The organism is Massilia sp. UYP34 (assembly GCF_056279385.1).
Map to the genome: position 1 here is coordinate 80,330 of NZ_JBWBRF010000003.1, position 22,311 is coordinate 102,640.

Genomic DNA, 22,311 nt, shown 5'->3' on the forward strand with positions numbered 1-22,311 from the left:
TAATATGACCGATTTGACTCCTCTCCGCCATATCCCTGAAGCCAATGTGTTCCGCAAGGGCGACGTCTTCGTCCTGTTCGGCGAACTGTTCGGCCGCGGCTATGTGAACGGCCTGATCGACCAGGCGCGCGCCGCCGGCATGACCATCGTCGGCATTACCGTGGGCCGCCGCGACGACAGCGGCGCCCTGCGCGCCCTGAACGACGAAGAGCTGGCCGAAGCGGAAGAGAAACTGGGCGGGCGCATCATCAACGTGCCGTTGATGGCCGGCTTCGACATGGACGCCCCGGAAGGCGAACAGAACCCGACCGAAATGCTGTCCGGCATCACCCTGAAGAACTGGCAGGAAGAAAAGCTGGACTGGGAACGCATCGAGCGCTGCCGCGCGGCAGGCGTGGCGCGCTTCACCAGCGCGGCAGCGACCGTCATGGGCGAGATCGACAAGCTGGTGCCGCAAGGCGCCAATGTCTTCTTCGCCCACACGATGGCCGGCGGCATCCCGAAGATCAAGGCCTTCCTGGCCATCGCCAACCGCATCTACAAGGGCCGCGGCGAACGCTTCATGTCGTCGCGCGCCCTGCTCGACAGCGACCTGGGCAAGCTGATCCTGATGAACTTCGACGAAGTCTCGGCCAACACGCTCAAGTACCTGATCGACGCGTCGGCACCGATCCGCGCACGCGTCGAGCAATCCGGCGGCGAAGTGCGCTACACCGCCTATGGCTACCACGGCACCGAGATCCTCATCCAGGACGCATACCAGTGGCAGACCTACACCAACTACACCCAGGGCTACGCCAAGATGCGCCTGGAATCGATCGCCGAAGCGGCCTGGAAGAACGGCACGCTGGCGACCGTGTTCAACTGCCCGGAAATCCGCACCAACTCGTCCGACATCTTCGTCGGCGTCGAGCTGTCGCTGTTCCCGCTGCTGCGCGCGCTCAAGCGCGAGGGCGGCGGCGCCTGGGCCGACGAGCAGTGGCGCATCTGCGAGGAACTGCTGGGCGAAGGCACCTCGCTCCAGCAGTTGCTCGACACCATCGAGGGGTACAATAACGATGCGACCAGCGCCACCTTCCGCAACTTCGAAGCCTGGCCGATGGACAACACCCCGGCGCTGGCCGAGGTGATGATCGGCACCTCGGAAGCCATCACCGCCCTGCACAAGGACAAGAAGGCGCTGATCACCGATCACCTGTCGAGCCTGGTGCTGGAAGGCGCCGGCCCGTTGATGTTCCATGGCGCGTCGGAAAAAATCGCGCCGGTACTGTGGCTCAACCACGACATCATCGCCCGCCAGCTGAACGCGTTGCACAAGTAAGACTTGACGCCGGCGGCGGGCGGCAGAAGAATCTGCCCGTCGCCGGCAACCAGCCGTCCTTTATCTTAAGCGAACCATGATCTTCTCGAAAAAACACGTGATGTACGAATCCGAGCACACCAAGTTCATCTCGGAGCTCAAGAAGCAGAATCCGCACCTGGACGCGGGCCAGGTCGCCGGCCGCGCCCTGCTGTGGGACAAGGAGCCGGTCTCGCTCGACGAGCAGGCCCGCACCCAGGAATCGCGCCTGCGCCAGCAGGCCTACCCATACCAGACCAAGGTCTGAGGACGGAGGCGCGCGCATGATGCCGCAAGCCGGGGGAGAGGATATCCCTCTGCAAGCCGCCGTGGAGTCCCCGCCTGCCGCGCCGCCCCTGCCGGAAGACGCCGCGATCGCCCGCCTGTACGGCGAACCGCTGACGCGCCTGCCGAACGACCTGTACATCCCGCCCGACGCGCTCGAGATCTTCCTCGACGCCTTCGAAGGTCCGCTCGACCTGCTGCTGTACCTGATCCGCAAGCAGAACTTCAACATCCTCGACATCCCGATGGCGCAGGTGACCCTGCAATACCTGGTCTACGTGGAGCAGATCCGCAAGAGCAACCTCGAGTTGGCGGCGGAATACCTGTTGATGGCTGCGATGCTGATCGAGATCAAGTCTCGCATGCTGCTGCCCAAGCGCCAGGACGACCTGGTCGAGGATGTCGGCGACCCGCGCGCCGAGCTGGTGCGCCGCCTGCTGGACTACGAGCAGATCAAGTCCGCTGCGGTAGCGCTTGGCAATGTGCCGCAAGAAGGCCGCGACTTTGTCCGGCCCCAGCTGTTCGTCGAACAGGGCCTGGCCCCGCCCCTCCCCGACGTCGATCCCTGGGACTTGCAGCGCGCCTGGCTCGACGTGCTGCGCCGCGCCAAGCTGACCCAGCACCACCGGATCGGGCGCCAGGAACTGTCGGTACGCGAGCACATGTCGGCCATCCTGCGCACCCTGCAGTCGCAACGCTTCGTCGAGTTCGGCGACCTGTTTTCCGGGCAGCACACCGTCCCGATCGTGGTCGTCCATTTCGTCGCCATGCTCGAACTGGCGAAAGAAACACTGATCGAAATTACCCAGGCCGAGCCTTTTGCGCCGATCTACGTGCGCCTCGCCTATTCGCCGGCTTGATGCCGCTTCATTCTCATCCGCTCACCCATGAAAATCATTTCTTCCATTGACGAATTGCGCGACCAGCTGCGCGGCCAACTGCGCACGGCCTTCGTGCCGACAATGGGCAACCTGCACGAAGGCCACCTGTCGCTGATGCGCCTGGCGCGCCGCCATGGCGACCCGGTGGTCGCCTCGATCTTCGTCAACCGCCTGCAGTTCGGCCCCAACGAAGATTTCGACAAATACCCGCGCACCTTCCAGGAAGACGTGGCCAAGCTGGAAAAAGAAGGCGTTTACGTGCTGTTCGCGCCGACCGAGAAGGATCTGTATCCCGAGCCGCAGGAATACCGCGTGCGTCCACCGGAAGGCCTGGGCAATACGCTCGAAGGCGAGTTCCGCCCCGGCTTCTTCGAGGGCGTGTGCACCGTCGTGACCAAGCTGTTCTCGTGCGTGCAGCCGCGCGTGGCCGTGTTCGGCAAGAAGGATTACCAGCAATTGATGATCGTGCGGAACATGGCGCGCCAGTTCGCCCTGCCGACCGAGATCATCGGCGCCGAGACCTTCCGCGCCGAGGACGGCCTGGCCCTGTCCTCGCGCAACGGCTACCTGTCCGGCAGCGAGCGCGCCGAAGCTCCGGCGCTGTACCAGCACCTGAACGCGGTGGCCGACGCCATCCGCGGCGGCGAGCGCGACATCGAAGCCGTCGAAGCGCGCGCGATGGCCGCCCTGGCCGGGCGCGGCTGGCAACCGGACTATATCTCGGTACGCAAGCGCATCGACCTGCAAGCGCCCGGCGCGGCCGACCTCGAGCGCGGCGAGCCGCTGGTGGTGCTGGCGGCGGCCAAGCTGGGCACGACCCGCCTGATCGATAACCTGGAAGTTTGATCGATACTAATGCTGCACCAGTGATTTCCGGTTTGCAACACGGTTGCGAAGCGCGTTATACTTGTGTGCAGCAGCATTCCACAATCACGTCCAGGAACCCGCCGTGAACGTCCTTGATGCCGTCGCCATTGCCCGCAAGGGCCCGCCCAAATCGTCCGACCTCTTGAGCCGCATCCCCGGCAACGCCGAGCCGCACCAGATGTCGGATCCTTTCGACATCGGTGAAGCCTTGACCGCCCTGGCGCTCAGCGGTGATCCGCTGACCGTCTATTCCGGCGTCCAGGAACCGATCCTGGTGCGGATCGAGTCGGTCGATCCGGAGTTGCCACATTTCGTGGTGGATTTTACTGGCAGTGAATTGCCGGCTACCCGCCACGCCACCTTCGTCAGCGCGATCGGCGGCAACGCCAAGCTGCAATTCGAGCTCGACAGCGACTGGGTGAGCTTGCCCGGCCAGCCGCACCTGGTGCCGGCGACCTTCCCCGAACACTGCCTGGTGCTGAACCGGCGTTCCGCACGCAGGGTGGAGACGCCGGTCGGCGCCAACTATACCGCCAGCTTCAACCTGTCGGGCCGCCAGGTCGAACTACCCCTCTACGATTTTTCCCAGGGCGGGGTCGGCATGCGCGCCTCGCCCGAACAGTGTTTCGGCCTGCACGTCGGCAAGAAACTGAGCGGCGTGCGGCTGGAACTGGGGCCGGCGCTGGTCGTCACGGCCGACCTGGAAGTGCGCCTGATGCGCCCGTTCCGCACCTTCCTGCTCGGCGAGCAGGTGCAGGTCGGCTGCAGCTTTGCCGGCATCTCGATGCAGATGCAGCAGACGCTGGAGCGCTTCCTGACCACCGGCCGCCCCGAGCGCCGCAGCGCGGCGTCCTGACCGGCTTAAGTCGGCCACGCCCCTGCTCCGGCCCCGGCGCCGGCCAGGTCCAGGCTGACCACCCGCAGCGTGGCGTCGTCATCGCACCCCCTGTCGGCGAAGCCGAGGCGCCTGGCGAGCCGCCGCATCGGGGTGTTAGCGGCAAGCACAAAACCCTCCATGCGGCGCAATCCGCGCGTCCTGGCCACGGCGATCAGACTTTCCAGCAGGCGGCGCGCCAGGCCCAGTGACTGCCAGTCGTCGACGACGGCGACGGCGAACTCGCAGCTGTCGCTGCCGGCCGCGCCCACGAAGCGCGCGCCCGCGACGATGTGCTGGTCCGGGCCGCCGTCACCGCTGACGGCGACCAGCGCCAGGTCATGGCGTGGATCCGGGCGCGTCGCCGCCGCCAGCATGGCGGGCGACGGCTCGCGCAGCGGCATCATGAAGCGCGCGTAGCGCGAATCCGCCGACAGCCGATCGAAGGCGGCGCGCAGCCCGTCTTCGTCCTGCGCCCGGATCTCGCGCAACAACACCGTGCGGCCGTCGCGCAACCGGGCCAGGGCCGGCAACGCCGGCCTGTCCGCCGGATCGTCCTGCATGACTGTGCCTGTCAAAAAAAGTCGCAATGGGACGGCGTCATCCGCGCCGTTTCTTTTGCCGCGCCAAGGCCTGGAGTTGCGCAATGGCGATCGCCAGTTCCGACTGCGCCTTGGCGTAATCGATCTTCGTGTCCCGGTTGCGCAGCGCTTCCTCGGCCTGCCTGCGCGCTTCATTCGCGCTGGCTTCGTCCAGGTCGCGTCCGCGGATGGCGGTGTCGGCGAGCACCGTCACTTCGTCAGGCTGCACTTCGAGGATGCCGCCGGCGACGAACACCAGTTCTTCCTCCTCCTGCCCCGGCACCTTGATGCGCACGGCGCCCGGCCGGATCCGGGTCATCAGGGGCGTGTGCATCGGATAGATGCCGAGCTCGCCGCTTTCGCCGGGCAGCGCGACGAACTCTGCCTCGCCTTCGAACACGCCCTCTTCGGCCGAGACGACGCTGACATGGATCGTAGGTGGCGTTGCCATGATGTCCCCGCTGTATCCGCCAGCCTCAGACCGCCGCCGCGCCGGAGACGATCTCGGACAGTTCCTTCGTGATCGCCGCCTGGCGGGACTTGTTGTAGACCAGCTTGAGGTCGTCGATGATGCTGGCCGCGTTGTCGCTTGCCGCCTTCATCGCCATCCTGCGCGCCGAATTCTCGGACGCGAAACTTTCGGCGACCGCCTGGTAGATCAGGGCCTCGACATACCGTATCAGCAAGTCGTCGATCACCTGCACCGGATCGGGCTCGTACAGGTAGTACCAGCCATGCGTGCCCCGTTCGGCCCGCACGTTCTCCGGCACCAGCGGCACCAGCTGCTCGATGACGGCCTGCTGGCTCATCGAATTGATGAACTTGGTGTAGCACAGGTGGATGGCGTCGATGTCGGCGTTCTGGTAGGCGTCGAGCAGCACTTTGGTCGGGCCCAGCAGCCGTTCGAGGTGCGGGGTGTCGCCCAGCTGCACGGCATGCGCGACCACCCGGGCGCCGATGCGGTTCATGAACGACAGGCCCCGGCTGCCGATGACGACCAGGTCGCTGCCGACGCCGGCTTCCTCGTATTCGCGCATGGCGTGCGTCACGATGCGCAGGATGTTGGTGTTCATGGCGCCGCACAGGCCCTTGTCGGTCGTGACCACGATGAACCCGACCCGCTTGCCCTCGCTGTGCGTGAGCAGGAAGGGATGGCTGTATTCGGGGCTCGCTTCGGCCAGGTGCCCCGTGATGTTGCGCAGCTTGCGCACATAGGGACGCGCGGCGCGCATCCGCTCCTGCGCCTTGCGCATCTTGGAGGTGGCGACCATCTCCATCGCCTTGGTGATCTTCCTGGTGCTTTCCACGCTCTTGATCTTGTCGCGTATTTCCTTGCCCCCAGCCATGATATATGCTCCTCACAACTTGTCAGGTGAACCGGCGTCAAGACCAGAGTCCCGACGATAGCAACTGCTCTGCTTCCTCGAACACGCTTTTTTCCGGCAGCAGGCTGGTTCGCGCGAAGCGCACCAGCGAGAATGCGCGCACCCGCGGCGGCAGGGTCGGCAGGCGCGCGATCCGCAACTCCAGGTCGGCGCCCGCCGGCGGGCCCGCCGGCATCCCTGGCCTCCCGTCCGGGGCCGCGTCGCGCCCGGCGCCACCAGGCTCGATCACGACGTTCATCCGGTCCAGGGCCAGGCGCCGGGTCGACACCGACAGATGCCGTCCGGGCTGGACGAACACCGCGCGCACCTGCTCGAGTTCGCGCTCCAGCGCGTCTTCGCGCAATCCCAGGCCGGACAGCTCGCGCGCGTTCTCCTCGACCTGCTCTTCGAGCCGCGCCAGTTCGCCGGGGTCGCTCGCGACGTCGCCGCCGATCACGGCGCGGATACCCTTGCCCTGGCGTTCGAGCAATTGCAGCCGCACCTTGAGCAACGCGCGCTCACGTTCGAGCGCGGCGCGGCGCGACTTGTCCGCGGCGCCGCGCGCCAGGCCTGCCAGCGCCAGCTCGTCCAGCAGCCGCCGCACGATGTCCATCCTGAGCTGGGCTTCATCGCCGGCGCACATCCTGACCTGGTGGTCGTTGAAGCTCACCGTGGTCTGCGGCACGTCGCGGCGCATCGTCTCGCCCTCCATCCTGGCGCCCAGGACGTGGCGTTCGGCCATGTCCATCCCCAGCACCGCATAGGCTTCCGGCGCGTCCCCGTGGTCGGCAAAAAAGGCGCGCAGCTCGGCCGAGCGGCTGATCCGCGACGCGACCTCGTCGGGCCCGGCGAACCAGGCGTGAATATACGGATCGCCATCCCAGGCGGCGGCGCTGGCCTCGCGCGCCGCGGGCACTGCGTCGACCAGCGCGCGCACGTAGGCGAACGAGGTCGCCACCGCGGGCGCGAGACGCGTGCGACTGCGGCGCGCCAGGCCCAGCTGCGGGTGCAGCGCCAGCACGCGCTCGATCGCCGCGTCGACGCCCTCCCTCTCCTGCGCCGCCGGCGCCGTGGCGCTGTCGCCCCCGCGCCTGATCCTGTCGAGCAAGCCCATCTCCGGTCCCCGTTAGCGCGCTAGCTATAGCGTTCGTTGACGATATGCACGTGAATTTTCCGGTCTTCCAGAACATGTCCTGGACGCGCGGCAGCAGGCTGCGCAGCGCTTCGGGCGGCGCGTCCCTGAACGTCAGCAGCACCGCGGGCCGCGTGCCGTCCCCGGGCAGGTGCTCGATCGCGTCGAACGGCGGAAATCCATACTTGACCAGGAAGGCCTTGATGTCCTCGTCGCTGGTGCCCGCCTCCACGTTTCCCATCACCAAGTCAGCCATGGCAGTTCCTTTCACGCCATGATGTGCACGCCGCCATCGACGTAGATGGTCTCGCCGGACAGCCGCCTGGCATACGGCGTGGCCAGGAACGCGCAGGCGAAGCCGACGTCCATGATGTCGACCAGCTCGCCGAGCGGCGCGCGTTCGGCCGCCTGCGCGAGCAGCAGGTCGAAGTCCTTCAGGCCAGAGCCCGCGCGCGTCTTGAGCGGCCCCGGCGACATGGCATGCACCCGGATATGCCTGGGCCCGAGTTCATAGGCGAGGTAGCGCGCGCACGCTTCCAGCGCCGCCTTTACCGGCCCCATCAGGTTGTAGTTGGGGACCACCTTGTTGGCGCCGTAGTAGCTCATCGTGAACATGGTGCCGCCGTCCGTCATCAGGCGGGCCGCCTGGCGCGCCATGCGCACGAAGGAATGGCAGGAGATGTCCATCGCCTGGCCAAAGCCCGCGGCGCTGCTGTCGAGCAGCCCGCCCTGCAGGTCTTCCTTCGGGGCCCAGGCGATCGAGTGCACGAACAGGTCGAGCCGCCCCCATTGCCGCTCGATCTCGCCGAACACCGCCTCGATGTCCTCGAGCCGGGTGACGTCGAGCGGCATGAAGATCGGCGCGCCGAGCTCGCGCGCGAGCGGTTCGACATAGGTCCTGGTCTTCTCGCCGGCATAGGTGATGGCGAGTTCCGCGCCCAGCTCGCGGAATGCCTTGGCGCATCCGTAAGCGATGGAATGCTCGTTGGCGATCCCGGAGACCAGGGCCTTCTTGCCCGACAATACCGGGCGGTGGCGTTCATCGGTCATGACGAAGCTCCTTCGGTTGGGTTGAGGCCATCGATTTGCATCTGCGGCACCCGGCTCGGCACCGTCAGCTCGGCCTCGGTGGCGGCCAGCACCGCGTCCACCCCGACGCCGGGCGCGGTTTCCAGCAGGGTGGCGCGTCCGCCGTCGAAGCCGATGACCGCCAGTTCGGTCACCAGGAGGTCGATCGCGCGCGTGGACGTCAGCGGCAACGTGCATTTCCGCACGATCTTCGGCTTGCCCCTGGCGGTATGCTGCATGGCGACGATGACGCGCCGGGCGCCGGTGACGAGGTCCATCGCGCCGCCCATGCCGGGCACCATCTTCCCGGGAATCATCCAGTTGGCCAGCAAGCCTTCCTGGTCCACCTCCAGGCCGCCCAGCACCGTGAGATCGAGGTGGCCGCCCCGGATCAGGCCGAAAGAGACCGCGCTGTCGAAGGTCGCCGCCCCGGGCAAGGCCGTGACCGGCTGGCCGGCGGCATCGGTGAGATAGGCCTGCGCCAGGCCTTCCTGCGGGATCGGCCCGGTGCCGACCAGGCCGTTCTCGGACTGGAAGTAGATGTGCATGTCGCGCGGGACGTAGTTGGCGACCAGGGTCGGTATGCCGACGCCGAGGTTCGCCAGCATCCCCGGGCGCAATTCCTGGGCAATGCGTCTGGCGATCAGGGTTGGGGCGTCCATGGCTCGAGTTACCTCCTCATTCACGCGTGGGCCACGAGGTAATCGACCAGCACCGCCGGCGTCACCACATGGTCGGGAGAAATCATCCCCACCGGAACGATATGGGCGGCATCGACGATCACGGTCCCGGCCGCCATCGCGATCACGGGATTGAAATTGCGGGCGGTCAGCGCGTAGACCAGGTTGCCCTCGTAATCGGCCAGAAAGGCTTCGACCAGGGCGAAATCGGCCCCGAGCGCCGTCTCCAGCAGGTAGGGTGCGCCGTCGACTTCGATCTTGCGCTTGCCCTCTTCGACCGCGGTGCCGACGCCGGTCGGGGTCAGGACGCCGCCCAGCCCGTAGCCGGCGGCGCGCAGGCGCTCGATCAGGGTGCCCTGCGGCACCAGCTCGACCTGCAGCTCGCCGGCAATCATCTTGCGCTGGGTTTCCGGGTTGAGCCCGATATGGCTGACGATCGCCTTGCGCACGGACCCGGCCGTGACCAGCTTGCCGATGCCGCGGCCGGGGGTGGCGGTGTCGTTCGCGATCACGGTCAGGTCGCGCTTGCCCTGGCGCGCCAGTTCGTCGACCACCCGTTCCGGCGTGCCCACGCCCATGAAGCCGCCGATCATGAGGCTGGCCCCATCCGGGATCATGGCGACCGCGCGCTCCAGGCTGACCGTCTTCATGCCGCCGCTCCCCTGGCCGCCCCGGCGACCACGGCGCGCGTATGGCGCGCGATCATCAGCTCTTCGTCGGTCGGAATCACCCAGGCCGAGACCTTGCTGCCTGCCGTGCTGATGCACGGCCCGCCGGCCGCGTTGGCGGCCGGGTCGAGTTCGACCCCGAGCCAGCGCGCCGCGCGGCAGGCCCGTTCGCGGATCAGCGCCGAATGCTCGCCGATGCCGGCGGTGAACACCAGCGCGTCGATGCCTTCCATGGCGGCCGCCAGCGAGCCGAGTTCGCGGCCGATGCGGTAGAGGAACAGGTCGACCGCGAAGCGCGCCCGCGCATCGTCGCTGGCGAGCAAGGTGCGCATATCGCTCGAGATGCCCGACACGCCGAGCAGGCCCGACTGCTTGTAGATCAGGCGTTCGATGGCGCGCGCATCCATCTTGAGGTGGTCCATCAGGAACAGCACCACGCCCGGGTCCAGGTTGCCGCAGCGGGTGCCCATCGGCAGGCCGTCGACGGCGGTGAAGCCCATCGTGCTGGCCACGCTCTTGCCGCCCACCAGCGCGCACAGGCTCGAGCCATTGCCCAGGTGCGCCACCAGGGTGGCGCCTTCGGCGCCCTGCTGCGAGTACGCCGGCAGCACCGACGCGATGTATTCGTACGACAGGCCATGAAAGCCGTAGCGCCGCACCCCCAGCCTGGTAATGCTGTCCGGCAGCGCGTACGCCTGCGCCACCTCGGGCTGGGCGCGGTGGAAGGCGGTGTCGAAACAAGCCACTTGCGGCAGGCTCGGTCGCGCCTGCGCCAGGGTGCGGATCGGCGCCAGGTTGTGCGGCTGGTGCAGCGGCGCCAGCGGCGTCAAGCGGTCGAGCGCCTCGATCACGGCCGGGGTGACGAGCGCCGCTTCGCTGAACTGCACGCCGCCATGCACGACGCGGTGGCCGACCGCCACCAGGCGGTGGTCTTCGCGGTGGCTGCGCAGGAAGTCGCCGATGTAGTCGGTCGCGCCCTGGTGTCCGGGCGCGGCGTCCGGTTCCCAGCGCCGCTCGCCGATCACGGCGCCGCCGGCGTCCTTCGCGCTGAACCTGGCCGCGTCGTACAGCCCCTCGACCTGGCCCTGGAAGACGAGCTCGGGTTCGGCCGGGCGGGCGTCGAAGGCGCGGAACTTGATGCTCGACGAGCCGGCGTTAAGTACCAGAATGAGGTCGGCCATGGCGTCACCTCACCGGCTGGCCGCTCTCGCGGCGCGCCTTGGCCACCAGGGTGGCCACCGCGCACGAGGCCAGCCGGGTGACCATCGAATCGGCGCGGCTGGTGAGGATGATCGGCACCCGCGCGCCGAGGACGATGCCGGCCGCGTCGGCGCCGGCGAGGAAGGACAGGCTCTTGGCCAGCATGTTGCCGGCCTCGAGATCGGGCACCAGCAGCACGTTGGCGCGCCCGGCTACGGGCGAATCGATCTTCTTGATCCTGGCCGCGTCCGGGTCGATCGCGTTGTCCAGCGCCAGCGGGCCGTCGACCAGGGCGCCGGTGATCTGATGGCGGTCGACCATCTTGCACAGTGCGGCGGCCTCCACCGTGGAAGGCACTTTCGGATTGACCGTTTCCATCGCCGACAGCACCGCCACCCGCACTTCCTTGAACTGCAGGGCGTGCGCGAGGTCGATGGCGTTCTGCAGGATGTCCATCTTTTCTTCGAGGGTCGGCGCGATGTTCACGGCGGCGTCGCTGATGACCAGCGCATCGGGATATCCGGGCACGTCCATGACGAAACAGTGGCTGACGCGGCGCGCGGTACGCAAGCCGGTCTCGCGCTTGACCACCGCCCCCATCAGCTCGTCGGTATGCAGGCTGCCCTTCATCAAGGCCTCGGCCTTGCCCTCGCGTACCAGCGCGACGGCCGTCGCCGCCGCCGCGTGGCTGTAGGCCGCTTCGACGATCGGCACGTCGCCGATCCGCAGGCCGTGCTCTCGCTCCACCTGTTGCGCCACGGCCTCGATCCGTGCGCGCGGACCGACCAGGACCGGCGCGATCAGGCCGATCCGCGCGGCTTCCAGCGCGCCGGTGAGCGAGCTGGCGTCGCAGGGGTGGACGACGGCGGTCGGCAGCGGCGGCAGGTCCTTGCAATAGTCGATCAGCCGCTGGTATTTCTCGTGCTTCGGTTCCATGTCGGGTCCTTTCAATGCAGGCGCGGTGAGGTCGGCAAGTCGGGCACTGGCGGGACCGGCCGCAGGGCCGGCCGCTGCTCGGCCTGGCCTTCATGTTCGCCACTGAGCAGCGTGTGCAGCCGCTCCACCATCGCCAGCTGGGCGCCGGTCGGCGGCGTCGCCTGCACGCGCTCGTCGGCCATCAACGCCTTGACCAGGGTCAGGAGCCGCTCGCGGTCGCGCCGATCGCGCAACAGGGTCGGCAGCGTGGTGATCGCCTTTTCGGGCTCGTACCGGGTAATGATTTCCTGCTCGCCGCGCAGGCGCCGCCACTGGTCGAGCGGCACGTCCGGCAGGTAGTCGGCGTAGGCCTGCGCCAGTTCCTTGCGCTTGACCAGGCGCGACAGCGGCAACAGCGCGCCCTGCTGGGAGCGCAGGCTTGCCAGGCGGGCGAAGGCCTCGGCATAGCCGCCCTCGGCAATCGAGTCCAGCGCCTCCTGGACGAAGGGCAACGCGCGCGCGTCCAGCGTTTCCTGGACCGGCTGCGCCGGTTTGCGCTCGGCCAGGTAGAGCGAATACATGGTCGCGTAGATGCTGAAGAAGCCCGCTTCGGTGGCGGCGTCGCGCGTGGCCCGATACAGGTCCAGCGACGCACTGACCAGCTCGGCGCCGGCGTTTTCCAGGCGCCGCCACGGATCGCGCTCGTCCAGCGGCTGGCGATGCTCGCGGACGGCCCGCGCCGCCGGTTCGAGCCACGCCATCCAGGGATTGCGGCTCGACAGCGCCCAGTTCTGCACGCGCAAGGGATGGAAGACACGCAGCAGGCGCGCGCTCATGTCGTTGGACATGGCCTTCACCCATGGCTGCACGAACAGTTCATAGCCACGCTGGTTGAAGTCGGACAGCGCCGCCACCGCCTCGAACGGCTGCTCGTCGACGCGGTTGAAGCGATTGACCTGGGTGCTGACGTCTTCGAGCCGGCGTTCGTGGAAGGTGACCTCGTACTGCGGTTTGCCGTCGGCGCCGGCGCCGTCGACTTCGGTGATCTGCATGCCATACAGGCCCGGCGGCAGGATCTCGACTTCATTGAGCACCGACACCAGCTGCGTATATTCCTTCTTCGCCACCTTGCCGGAAACGAAAATGCCGAGATGGCCGATGTTCTGGTGCAGCAGGCCCACGATCACCTGGCCGCGCGACTTGATTTCCTCGGTGCTGCCATAGATGTCGGCCACCCAGTTGAAGGCCTGCTCCGGCGGCGTGATATTGTCCCCCATCGACGCGAACAGGATGATCGGCATTTCGATGGCGCGCAGGTCGAAAGCCTGGCCGGTGTTGCCCTTGACGTCGCCGGACCATAGCTTGTTGCCGACGAACAGGTTGCGGGTGATGAATTCGATCTCTTCGCGGTTCAGCAGGTAATAGGTTCCCCACCAGCGCTCGAAGTCCAGGTAGCGCGCCGGCTCGGTGTCGGCCAGCCGGTATACCTTGTAATACTTGTCCCACAGCGAATTGGCCGGGTTCAGGTTCTCGAAGTTCTGTACCAGGTGGGCGCCATCGAAGATGCCGTTGCCGAGGTCGGCGACGAACGACGACAGCCAGGTGCCGCCGAGCATCCCGCCGGCATAGCGCATCGGATTGTCGCCCTCGCCCTCGTTCCAGGCGCCGCTCACATACGACATCGGCGCCCCGTTGATGAGGATCGGTCCGGTATCGTCGGGGCTCGAGGCGGCCAGCATCATCGCCGCCCAGCCCCCCTGGCAGTTGCCGATGATGGCCGGTTTCTCGCTGGCCGGATGCAGCGCGCGCACGTGTTTCACGAACTGCCCCTCGGCGCTGCACACGTCCAGCAGCGTCTGCCCGGGTTCGGGGTCGCGGAAGAAGCTGACGAAGTACACCGGATGGCCGGCGCGCATCGCCACGCCCGCCTGCGAGTCGTCCTTGAAGCCGCCGATGCCGGGGCCATGGCCGGCGCGCGGATCGATGATGAGATAGGGGCGCTTCGCGGGGTCGGTCGTGACGCCGGCCGGCGGAATGATGCGCAGCAGCGCATAGTTGACCGGCCGCGCGAAGCCGCGCCCGTCGAGGATGGTTTCGTAGTCGAAATGCAGGACCGGCGCCGATCCTTTCGCCGCGCGCTCGAGGAAGTTGTCGCCGCGCTGGCGCAAGGTATCCCAGAACAGCATCGAACGCTGGAAGGCATCGACCGCATAATGCTGGTACGACCAGGGGTTGAGCCCGGCCATCCAGCCCGCGCGCCCGTCCGGTTCCCTGGCGCCCGTCGCCTCGCCGATCGCCGCGCCGGCCCGCTGGCTGAACTGCGCCAGCGCGGTCTTCATGCGCTGCTGATGGATGAGACTGATCTTGGTGCCGATCTCATGGCTCCGTGCAAGGTGCTTAGTGTCCATGAACGAACCTCAAAGGGGAGGAAGCTGTGCCAGGGGGACGCTCGCCAGGGAGGCGCTCGCCAGGTGCTCGGGAGACCAGTGAGCGTGCCGCGTGATCCTTCGCAGCGTCGATTGTCCGCTGCTGCGGCCGGGACGCAATCAGACCAAGGTCCCATGCCGGCGCGGGAACATGGGCAGTACGGCTGCGGGGGGCGGCGCCGGCTATCCAGCCGGGCCGTATAAGGAGAAGGTCAGGCCTCGACCGCGACGCTCTGCGCCCAGGCCAGCGCCGACAGGTGGGCCTGGTTGACTTCGGACGGCGTGATCGCGAGTCCATGGGCCAGCGACGCCACCAGGTTCGAGTTGAGCTCGCAGGCTTCGGCCAGCGCCAGGTAGGGCCCATACGGCCCTTCGCGCCCGGTCAGCGCCTGCACCACCCCGTCGGGCAACTGGATGGTCTCGAGCACCTGCTGCATGCTCAGGCCCAGCAGCCGGTCGAGCAGCGAAAACATGCCGGCCACGAACAGGTTCTCGGCCTCGCCCTTGCCCAGATACTTTTGCCCCAGCAACTCGGCCAGGCGCCCGCGCACCACGGCGGTCTCCATCAGCACCGGCGAATAGCCGCTCGCACTGGCCGTGGCCAGCAGCAGCACCAGCCAGCGGTACAGCGGCGCATAGCCCAGCAGCGAGATCGCCTGGCGCAGCGACTGCACGTCGCGCCCGGCGCCGAAGCCCGCGGTATTGATGTAGCGCAGCAGCTTGTAGGTCAGGGCCGGATCGCGTTTCAGCACGCTTTCGAGCTTGGGCAGGTCGGCGTTGGTCTGCACCAGCTGCATCAGCTGCAGGATCACGCTCTGGGTCGGGTTCATGCCCTTGACCGGGTTGCCCGGTCGCGGCGTCAGGTGCAGCTTGCCGACGAACGCGTCCAGGCCGAGCGCGGCGCAGGCGTCGAAGTCGGCCCAGGTGCCCACCGGCCGCCCCACCATGCGCAGCGCCGAATGCTTGGCCGCGGCATAGCTGCGGGCCTGCTCGGCCACGTCGGCGCCGCTGAAGCGCACCTCGAGATAGGACGCGTAAGGCGACAGGTTGCGCCCCAGCAGGTTGAGGTCGCAGCCGCGGATCGCGATGCCGACGCCGCCGGCGCGCACGGCCTGCACGGCCGAGCGCACGTCGAGGTCGGCCAGCTGGCGGATGTCGAAGGTGAGGACGGTGCGTTCCGGCGGCAGCGCGTGCAGGGCATCGAGCGACAGCATGCCCGGCACCGCGTCGAGGAACAGGATCTTGTCGCGCAGCAGCCAGCCATGGTCCTGGTGGTTGACGTGCTCGGCGACGAAACCGACCAGCCCTTCCAGGTCCTGGTCGGTGGGAATGCGTCCGTCGTGCTGCTGCCACGACAGTTCATAGCCGAGCACGCGCTGCCTGGGGTCGAGCAGCGGCTCGCGGACGATGAAGTTGGTGTGATGCATGGAGGCGCGTAAGTAGAGTGGCCGGCAAATGCGCGGCGCCGGCTCAGAACCCGAGGCTGTCGAGCAGATCGTCGACCTGGCCCTGGTTGGCCACGACGTCGGCGCCGGTCGGCTTGATCTGCGGACCGTTCAGCAGGCCGTTGTCCAGCTCGCGCTTGATCTCGCTCGGCGCGAAATCGATCAGCACCTGCACCAGCTGCTTCTCGAGGTTTTGCGCGATGCCGGTGATGCGGCCGATCACCTGGCCGGTCAGGTCCTGGAAGTCCTGGGCCATCATGATGTTCATCAGCTCGGCGCGCGTGGCGACCGCGCCGGCCGCCGACTCGTTCATGCTGGCGACCGTGCGCTGGGCCATCGCGCGCCATTCGGCCTCGCTCGCGCCATTGTCCAGCAACGCCTGCCAGCCGCCCGACAACTCGACCGCGCGGGTCTCGATCGCGTCCTGCAGGGGACCTGCCGCGTCGGTCGCGTCCAGCACCTTCTTGGCCGCCTGTTCCGACAGCCGCGCCACGTAGTCCAGGCGGTCGCGCGCATCGGGGATGTCGCTCGCCGCCTTTTCGATCAACTTGTCCAGTCCGAGCCCGCGCAGGCTTTCGTGCAGCGCGCGGGTCATGTGGCCGATCCGGCTCAGCACCTCTTCGTTCGAGGCGGCCCCGGCGTCGATCACCGAGTTCATCTCACCCATCTCAGGCTCCGGCTTTATCCAGTTTCTCGAAGATCTTGTTCAGCTTCTCGTCGAGGGTCGCGGCCGTGAACGGCTTGACCACGTAGCCGCTGGCGCCTGCCTGTGCGGCGGCGATGATGTTCTCTTTCTTCGCTTCCGCGGTCACCATCAGCACCGGCAGCTTGGCCAGCGCGGGATCGGCGCGGATGTTTTGCAGCATGGTCAGTCCGTCCATGTTCGGCATGTTCCAGTCCGACACCACGAAGTCAAACGATTCGCTGCGCAGCTTGGCCAGCGCCATCACGCCGTCCTCTGCCTCGTCGACGTTGGCATAACCCAGTTCTTTCAACAGATTCCGGACGATGCGGCGCATCGTCGAGAAATCGTCAACAACCAGGAAACGCATCTTTGGATCAGCCATGAATAACTCCGTTTGAATCTTATACTGTGGTTTGTTGGGTGAGCTGCCCTGATGGGCTCAATAACAGGCTCAAGAATAGCATTTTTGTTGCCTCACGGCGATAAAATAGCCCCTAAAGCAGGTCTTCATCACTAATTCGGATCAAACACGCAACGCCCGGCTGCCCTGCGCCGCCAGATGCTCGAGCACCATGCGCGGCAAGGCCTGCAAGGGGCCGACGTCGTGGGCGGCGCCCAGGGCGATCGCTTCGCGCGGCATGCCGAACACGACGCAGCTGGCTTCGTCCTGCGCGAAGTTGTGGGCGCCGGCCTCGCGCATCTCGAGCATGCCGGCCGCGCCGTCCTTGCCCATGCCGGTCAGGATAACACCAACGGCATTCTTGCCGGCCGCCTGCGCGGCCGAGCGGAACAGCACGTCGACCGAGGGACGGTGGCGATTGACCGGCGGCGACTGCTCGATGCGGGTCATGTAGTTGGCGCCGGAACGGGTCAGGAGCAGGTGCGAGTGGCCCGGCGCGATGTAGGCGTGGCCGGGCAGCACCCGCTCGTTGCCGCTCGACTCGACCACGCTGATCTTGCACAGCGAATCGAGGCGCTTGGCGAAGGAACTGGTGAAGCCCTCCGGCATGTGCTGGGCGATCAGGATGCCCGGACAGTCGGATGGCATCTGCATCAGGAATTCACGGATCGCTTCGGTGCCGCCGGTCGAGGCCCCGATGATGATCAGTTTCTCCGAAGAAATTAGCGGACTGCGCAAGGCCGACAGCGGCGCGCTGGCTGCCTGCGGCGTGCGCGAACGCGGCGCGATGCGCGCGCGCGCGGCGGCGCGGATCTTGTCGGCGATCATGTCGGCATACTCGCGCATGCCGGTCTGGATCGAGATCTTCGGCTTGGTCACGAAGTCGACCGCGCCCAGTTCGAGCGCGCGCATCGTGATTTCCGAGCCGCGCTCGGTCAGCGAGGACACCATCAGCACCGGCATCGGCCGCAGGCGCATCAGCTTTTCCAGGAAGTCGAGGCCATCCATCTTGGGCATCTCGACGTCGAGGGTCAATACGTCTGGATTGTGTTTTTTTATCAGATCGCGTGCGACCAGCGGATCGGGCGCGGTGGCGACCACTTCGAGGTCGGGCTGGGAATTGACGATCTCGCTCATCACGCTGCGGATCAGCGCGGAGTCGTCGACAATCAGCACCTTGGTCTTCATGGCTTTCCCTTTCAGGTCGATACAGGTAAACATGCGGGTCAGAACAGGTCGATGGCGCCGCCGACGGGTTCGACCTTGAGTCGCTTGGCGTAGTCGAGCTCGCGCTTCGCCAGCGTCTCGTTGTGGGTTTGCATCAGTTTCTTGACCAGCACCTTGCCCGTGCGCGGGAAGAAGAACACCTTGCGCGGATAGATGTCGTTCAGGTCTTCGGCCAGCACCGGGATGCGTTCGGTTTTCAGGAACTGCATCACGAAGGCGGCGTTGCGCTCGCCGACGTTCATCGCGGTAAAGCCGCGCAGCACGGCGCCGCCGCCGAACACCTTCGCCTCCAGGTGTTCGCGTCTGGCGCCGGCCTTGAGCAGGTCGTTGATCAGGATCTCCATCGCGAACGAGCCGTAGCGCATCGAGGCCGAGACCGGGTTGTTGCCGGCGTCGGCCCCGCCGTCGGGCAGCATGAAATGGTTCATGCCGCCCAGGCCGGTCAGGCGGTCGCGGATGCAGGCCGAGACGCAGGAGCCGAGCACGGTGGCGATCAGCATGTCCTTGCCGGTATAGAAATACTCGCCCGGGAGAATCTTGGCCGCGTCGACGTTGAAGGTGCGGTCGTGATAGAGATTGGTGGCGAACTGGCTGTTCATGGTCGTCTCACGCCTTTAGGCACTGCGTCCATCGAGTTCGTACACCGTCTTGCCGCGCAGGCGCAGCGCATCCGACACGTACAGGAAGTTCTCGGAGTGGCCCGCGAACAGCAGCGCATTCGGCTTCATCAGCGGCACGAAGCGGCCCAGGATGGTGCGCTGGGTCGGCTTGTCGAAATAAATCATCACGTTGCGGCAAAAGATGGCGTCGAACTGCCCTTCCAGCGGCCAGCCGTCGGCCAGCAGATTGAGCTGCTTGAAGGTGACGAGGTTGCGCAGCTCGGGGCGCACGCGCGCCATGCCCTCGTGGGCGCCCTTGCCCTTCAAGAAGAAGCGGCGCAGGCGCTCCGGCGCCATCTTGTCGAGCCGTTCCATCGGGTACACGCCATTGGCGGCGGTGGACAGCACGTTGGTGTCGATGTCGGTGGCGACGATCTGCACCGGCGGGGTCAAGCTGTTGAAGGCCTCGCAGGCCGTCATCGCGATCGAGTACGGCTCTTCGCCGGTCGACGCCGCCGAGCACCAGATCGTGAGCGGACGGGTGTCCTTCTTGCGCGCCGCGACCAGGTGCTCGAGCAGGAGCGGAAAGTGATGGGCCTCGCGGAAGAACGAGGTCAGGTTGGTCGTGAGCGCATTGGTGAACGATTCCCACTCGCGGTCCATGCGGCCCGCTTCCAGGTCGTCCAGGTAGGTCGCGAACGACTGGATGCCGGTCGCGCGCAGGCGCCGCGCCAGGCGGCTGTAAACCATTTCCTGCTTGCTGTCGGCCAGCGAAATGCCGGCGCGCTGGTGAATCAGCGCGCGTACCCGTTCGAAGTCACGGCGCGTGAAGTCGAATTCCTTGACCGTCTCTGTTTTCTGCTGCGGCACGTGTCCTGCCTTCTGAATGCTGATGTGGTCCGCGCCACGATTGACGCGGTCCGATGTGGATGCTGCATGCCGCCGCCGTCGCAGCTGCTTTCTCAGGCGGCCAGCTTGTCGATCAGGCCCATCTCGCCCGAGGACATCAGCTTGTCGATGTCGACCAGGATCAGCATGCGCTCGTCGACCGTGCCCAGGCCGATCATGTAGTCGGAGTTGAAGGCGGTGCCCATCTCCGGCGCCGGCTTGATCTGGTCGGCGGTCAGGGTGGTCACGTCGGACACGCTGTCGACCACCATGCCCATGATGCGCCCGCCGATGTTCAGGATGATCACGACGGTGAACTGGTCGTACACCGGGGTGCCCAGGTTGAACTTGATGCGCATGTCGACCACCGGGATGATGATGCCACGCAGGTTGATCACGCCCTTGATGAATTCGGGTGCGTTGGCGATGCGGGTCACCGCTTCGTAGCCGCGGATTTCCTGCACCTTCAGGATGTCGATGCCGTATTCCTCGGAGCCGAGTGTGAAGGCCAGGAATTCGTTGCCGGCGCCGTCGTTCGCGGTCCCGTCAGCCGAGGTGGTGTTTGCCAGGTTGGACATGGGTTTCCTTCTTATTGAGTAAAAATTGATGGAACGACGGGATCGTCGGCCAGCTGACGCGATGAACGCACCAGCGCCGCCACGTCGAGGATCAGGGCGACGCCGCCGTCGCCCATGATGGTTGCGCCGGAAATGCCGGCCACCTTGCGGTAATTCGCTTCCAGGTTCTTGACCACCACCTGCTGCTGGCCCACCAGCTCGTCCACGAACAGCGCCGCCTTCTTGCCCTCGGTCTCGAGGATGACGACGATGCCGTCGCTCGGCTCGCGGTGGCGCGGCGCGATGTCGAACATCTGGTGCAGCGGGATCAGGGGCAGGTATTCGCCGCGCACCTTCAGCACGCGCCCGCGCCCGGCGATCTCGCGCACGTCTTCGGGCGCCGGCTGCAGCGACTCGACCACGAAGGACAGCGGCAGGATGTAGATTTCGTCGCCGCTCCTGATCGACATGCCGTCCAGGATCGCCAGGGTCAAGGGCAGCGAGATCGAGATCGTGGTGCCGAAACCGGCCGCCGAACGGATGTCGACCGTGCCGCCCATGGCGGTGATGTTGCGCTTGACGACGTCCATGCCGACCCCGCGGCCGGAGACGTCGGTGACCACTTCGGCGGTCGAGAAGCCGGGCGCGAAGATCAGCTGCCAGACTTCCGGGTCGCTCATCGTCTCGGAGACCGCCAGGCCGTTCGCGGCCGCCTTGGCCAGGATCCTCTCGCGATTCAGCCCGCCGCCGTCGTCCGCCACTTCGATCACGATGTGGCCGCCCTGGTGGCCGGCCGACAGGAACAGGCGCCCGGCTTCCGATTTGCCGGCGGCGACGCGCGCGGCCGGCATTTCGATGCCGTGGTCGATCGAGTTGCGCACCAGGTGGGTCAGCGGATCGACGATGCGCTCGATCAGGCCCTTGTCCAGCTCGGTGGCCGCGCCGTGGGTGATGAAGTCGACCTTCTTGCCGAGCTTACTGGCCAGGTCGCGCACCATGCGCGGAAAGCGCGAGAACACGAAGTCCATCGGCATCATGCGGATCGACATCACGGCTTCCTGCAGCTCGCGCGTGTTGCGGCCCAGCTGGCTCACCGACGACAGCAGGCGTTCGTGCAGGATCGGGTCGAGCACGGTGCTGCGCTGCTCGAGCATGGCGTTGGTGATCACCAGCTCGCCGATCAGGTTGATCAGCTGGTCGACCTTTTCCACCGAGACCCGGATCGACGACGATTCGGACTGGGCGTCCTTCTTGGCCGCCTTCTTCTCGGCGCTCAGTTCGGCCAGGTGCTCGACCACGCTGAGCGCCTGGCTGGAGGCCTGGGCCGGCAGGCTGGGCGCCGGTTCCGGCGCGGCGGCCACGATGCCTGCGGCGGCGCGGATCTGTTCGATCGGCTGGAAGAAACCGTAGCCGAGATCGTCCTCCGACGGCTCGCCGCCGGCCGGGCCGACGTCGTCGTCGGGGCCGAAGAAGCCGTAGCCCTGCGCATCTTCGATGCGCTTGCGCTCGGCCGCCTCGATCGCGCGCTGCGCCGGCGTGAGCGCCGGCGCCTCGAAGATCTTCAGGTCGCTCGGCTCGAGCACGAAGGAGCAGATCGCGATGATGTCGTCCAGGCTCTCGTGGGTGGTGATGATCAGCGCCGTGCGCCCGCCCTCGAGCGGCGCCACCGAGACGCGGCCCATCAGCCCGAGTTCGTCGACCAGCGCGTTGATGTCGCGCTGGGCCACCTGCGGCAGCTCGATCTTGTAGCGGTGCGCGCCTTCGATCTGGTGCTCGGCGCGCGGCTTGGCCGTCAGGTAGGACGGCGCCACCACCGGCGCGGCCGGCACCAGGCCCTCGGCCAGGTCGTGCAGGGCCATGCGCACGTTGGCGATGGCCTCGTTGTCGACCGCGGCCCCGTGGCGGTGGCCGTCGAGCTGCATCTTGAGCCCGTCCTTGGCTGCCAGGAAGGCGTCCACGTGGTTCGAGGTCAGCGCCATCTCGCCCTTGCGGATGCGGTCCAGCAGCGACTCCAGCACGTGGGTGACGTCGCACATATCGGTCAGGCCGAAGGTCGATGCGCCGCCCTTGACCGAGTGGGCGGTGCGGAAGATCGCGTTCAGGTCTTCCGCATCGGGCGCGGCGACGTCGACCCCCAGCAGCAGGCGTTCCATTTCGGCGAGCAGTTCTTCTGCCTCGTCGAAAAAGACCTGGTAAAACTGGCTGATGTCGATGGTCATGTTGCCGTCCG

Annotated in this window: 23 protein-coding genes; 5 read left to right on the forward strand and 18 right to left on the reverse strand. The window is 66.8% G+C overall.

From position 1 onward, the window contains the following. The first annotated feature begins 4 nt into the window (after positions 1 to 4). The 5 genes from ACZ9AQ_RS06995 (at position 5) to ACZ9AQ_RS07015 (ending at position 4,228) form a co-directional block, all read left to right on the forward strand. The gene (locus tag ACZ9AQ_RS06995; RefSeq protein ID WP_429202951.1) at positions 5 to 1,321 is read left to right on the forward strand and encodes an enoyl ACP reductase FabMG family protein; all 1,317 of its coding nucleotides are present in this window, start codon (positions 5 to 7) and stop codon (positions 1,319 to 1,321) included. Between the two features lie 76 nt (positions 1,322 to 1,397). Next, entirely contained in the window at positions 1,398 to 1,607 is a 210-nt protein-coding gene (locus ACZ9AQ_RS07000) for a DUF3460 family protein (RefSeq protein WP_429202952.1), read from the forward strand. A gap of 16 nt (positions 1,608 to 1,623) precedes the next feature. After that, positions 1,624 to 2,484 (forward strand): segregation and condensation protein A, encoded by an 861-nt coding sequence (locus ACZ9AQ_RS07005; protein ID WP_429202954.1) that lies wholly within the window; start codon positions 1,624 to 1,626, stop codon positions 2,482 to 2,484. Between the two features lie 27 nt (positions 2,485 to 2,511). Next, a complete protein-coding gene (panC, locus tag ACZ9AQ_RS07010) occupies positions 2,512 to 3,351 on the forward strand; it encodes a pantoate--beta-alanine ligase (protein ID WP_429202956.1) in 840 nt (279 codons plus the stop codon). Positions 3,352 to 3,454: 103 nt separating this feature from the next. Beyond that, positions 3,455 to 4,228: a flagellar brake protein gene (locus ACZ9AQ_RS07015; RefSeq protein WP_429202958.1), complete on the forward strand. Its 774-nt coding sequence runs from the start codon at positions 3,455 to 3,457 to the stop codon at positions 4,226 to 4,228. Positions 4,229 to 4,233: 5 nt separating this feature from the next. Here the strand turns inward: ACZ9AQ_RS07015 and ACZ9AQ_RS07020 are convergent, their stop codons facing one another. From ACZ9AQ_RS07020 to cheA, 18 genes are all read right to left on the reverse strand, one after another. Beyond that, positions 4,234 to 4,824, reverse strand: coding sequence for a GNAT family N-acetyltransferase (locus tag ACZ9AQ_RS07020; protein WP_429202960.1), 591 nt, complete (start codon positions 4,822 to 4,824; stop codon positions 4,234 to 4,236). 22 nt (positions 4,825 to 4,846) lie between these two features. Beyond that, the gene (locus tag ACZ9AQ_RS07025; protein ID WP_429202962.1) at positions 4,847 to 5,278 is read right to left on the reverse strand and encodes a F0F1 ATP synthase subunit epsilon; all 432 of its coding nucleotides are present in this window, start codon (positions 5,276 to 5,278) and stop codon (positions 4,847 to 4,849) included. A gap of 25 nt (positions 5,279 to 5,303) precedes the next feature. After that, entirely contained in the window at positions 5,304 to 6,173 is an 870-nt protein-coding gene (gene atpG / locus ACZ9AQ_RS07030) for a F0F1 ATP synthase subunit gamma (protein ID WP_429202964.1), read from the reverse strand. Between the two features lie 37 nt (positions 6,174 to 6,210). Beyond that, a complete protein-coding gene (locus ACZ9AQ_RS07035; protein WP_429202966.1) occupies positions 6,211 to 7,299 on the reverse strand; it encodes a hypothetical protein in 1,089 nt (362 codons plus the stop codon). A 291-nt stretch (positions 7,300 to 7,590) separates the two neighbouring features. Further along, the gene (fabI, locus tag ACZ9AQ_RS07040; RefSeq protein ID WP_429202967.1) at positions 7,591 to 8,373 is read right to left on the reverse strand and encodes an enoyl-ACP reductase FabI; all 783 of its coding nucleotides are present in this window, start codon (positions 8,371 to 8,373) and stop codon (positions 7,591 to 7,593) included. Continuing rightward, positions 8,370 to 9,053, reverse strand: coding sequence for a 3-oxoacid CoA-transferase subunit B (locus tag ACZ9AQ_RS07045; RefSeq protein ID WP_429202969.1), 684 nt, complete (start codon positions 9,051 to 9,053; stop codon positions 8,370 to 8,372). Before ACZ9AQ_RS07045 ends, fabI begins: the two co-directional genes overlap by 4 nt. 20 nt (positions 9,054 to 9,073) lie before the next feature. Further along, positions 9,074 to 9,721 (reverse strand): CoA transferase subunit A, encoded by a 648-nt coding sequence (locus tag ACZ9AQ_RS07050; RefSeq protein WP_429202971.1) that lies wholly within the window; start codon positions 9,719 to 9,721, stop codon positions 9,074 to 9,076. After that, positions 9,718 to 10,920 carry an acetate/propionate family kinase gene (locus ACZ9AQ_RS07055; protein ID WP_429202973.1) on the reverse strand — a complete coding sequence of 401 codons (1,203 nt, stop codon included), beginning with the start codon at positions 10,918 to 10,920 and terminating at the stop codon, positions 9,718 to 9,720. Before ACZ9AQ_RS07055 ends, ACZ9AQ_RS07050 begins: the two co-directional genes overlap by 4 nt. Positions 10,921 to 10,924: 4 nt before the next feature. Beyond that, positions 10,925 to 11,875 (reverse strand): phosphate acetyltransferase, encoded by a 951-nt coding sequence (locus ACZ9AQ_RS07060; RefSeq protein ID WP_429202974.1) that lies wholly within the window; start codon positions 11,873 to 11,875, stop codon positions 10,925 to 10,927. 11 nt (positions 11,876 to 11,886) lie between these two features. Then, positions 11,887 to 14,262 carry a DUF3141 domain-containing protein gene (locus ACZ9AQ_RS07065; RefSeq protein ID WP_429202975.1) on the reverse strand — a complete coding sequence of 792 codons (2,376 nt, stop codon included), beginning with the start codon at positions 14,260 to 14,262 and terminating at the stop codon, positions 11,887 to 11,889. Positions 14,263 to 14,492: 230 nt separating this feature from the next. Then, positions 14,493 to 15,707, reverse strand: coding sequence for an EAL and HDOD domain-containing protein (locus ACZ9AQ_RS07070; RefSeq protein ID WP_429202976.1), 1,215 nt, complete (start codon positions 15,705 to 15,707; stop codon positions 14,493 to 14,495). A gap of 43 nt (positions 15,708 to 15,750) precedes the next feature. Continuing rightward, the gene (cheZ, locus tag ACZ9AQ_RS07075) at positions 15,751 to 16,392 is read right to left on the reverse strand and encodes a protein phosphatase CheZ (protein ID WP_429202977.1); all 642 of its coding nucleotides are present in this window, start codon (positions 16,390 to 16,392) and stop codon (positions 15,751 to 15,753) included. Between the two features lies 1 nt (position 16,393). Then, positions 16,394 to 16,792 (reverse strand): chemotaxis response regulator CheY, encoded by a 399-nt coding sequence (cheY, locus tag ACZ9AQ_RS07080; RefSeq protein WP_005666673.1) that lies wholly within the window; start codon positions 16,790 to 16,792, stop codon positions 16,394 to 16,396. Between the two features lie 141 nt (positions 16,793 to 16,933). Then, positions 16,934 to 17,998 (reverse strand): protein-glutamate methylesterase/protein-glutamine glutaminase, encoded by a 1,065-nt coding sequence (locus ACZ9AQ_RS07085; RefSeq protein ID WP_429202978.1) that lies wholly within the window; start codon positions 17,996 to 17,998, stop codon positions 16,934 to 16,936. 38 nt (positions 17,999 to 18,036) lie between these two features. Next, positions 18,037 to 18,636: a chemoreceptor glutamine deamidase CheD gene (gene cheD, locus ACZ9AQ_RS07090; RefSeq protein WP_429202979.1), complete on the reverse strand. Its 600-nt coding sequence runs from the start codon at positions 18,634 to 18,636 to the stop codon at positions 18,037 to 18,039. A gap of 15 nt (positions 18,637 to 18,651) precedes the next feature. Beyond that, entirely contained in the window at positions 18,652 to 19,506 is an 855-nt protein-coding gene (locus ACZ9AQ_RS07095; RefSeq protein WP_429202980.1) for a CheR family methyltransferase, read from the reverse strand. Between the two features lie 92 nt (positions 19,507 to 19,598). After that, positions 19,599 to 20,102 (reverse strand): chemotaxis protein CheW, encoded by a 504-nt coding sequence (locus ACZ9AQ_RS07100; protein ID WP_005666668.1) that lies wholly within the window; start codon positions 20,100 to 20,102, stop codon positions 19,599 to 19,601. Between the two features lie 11 nt (positions 20,103 to 20,113). Continuing rightward, entirely contained in the window at positions 20,114 to 22,300 is a 2,187-nt protein-coding gene (cheA, locus tag ACZ9AQ_RS07105) for a chemotaxis protein CheA (RefSeq protein ID WP_429202981.1), read from the reverse strand. Between the last annotated feature and the right edge of the window lie 11 nt (positions 22,301 to 22,311).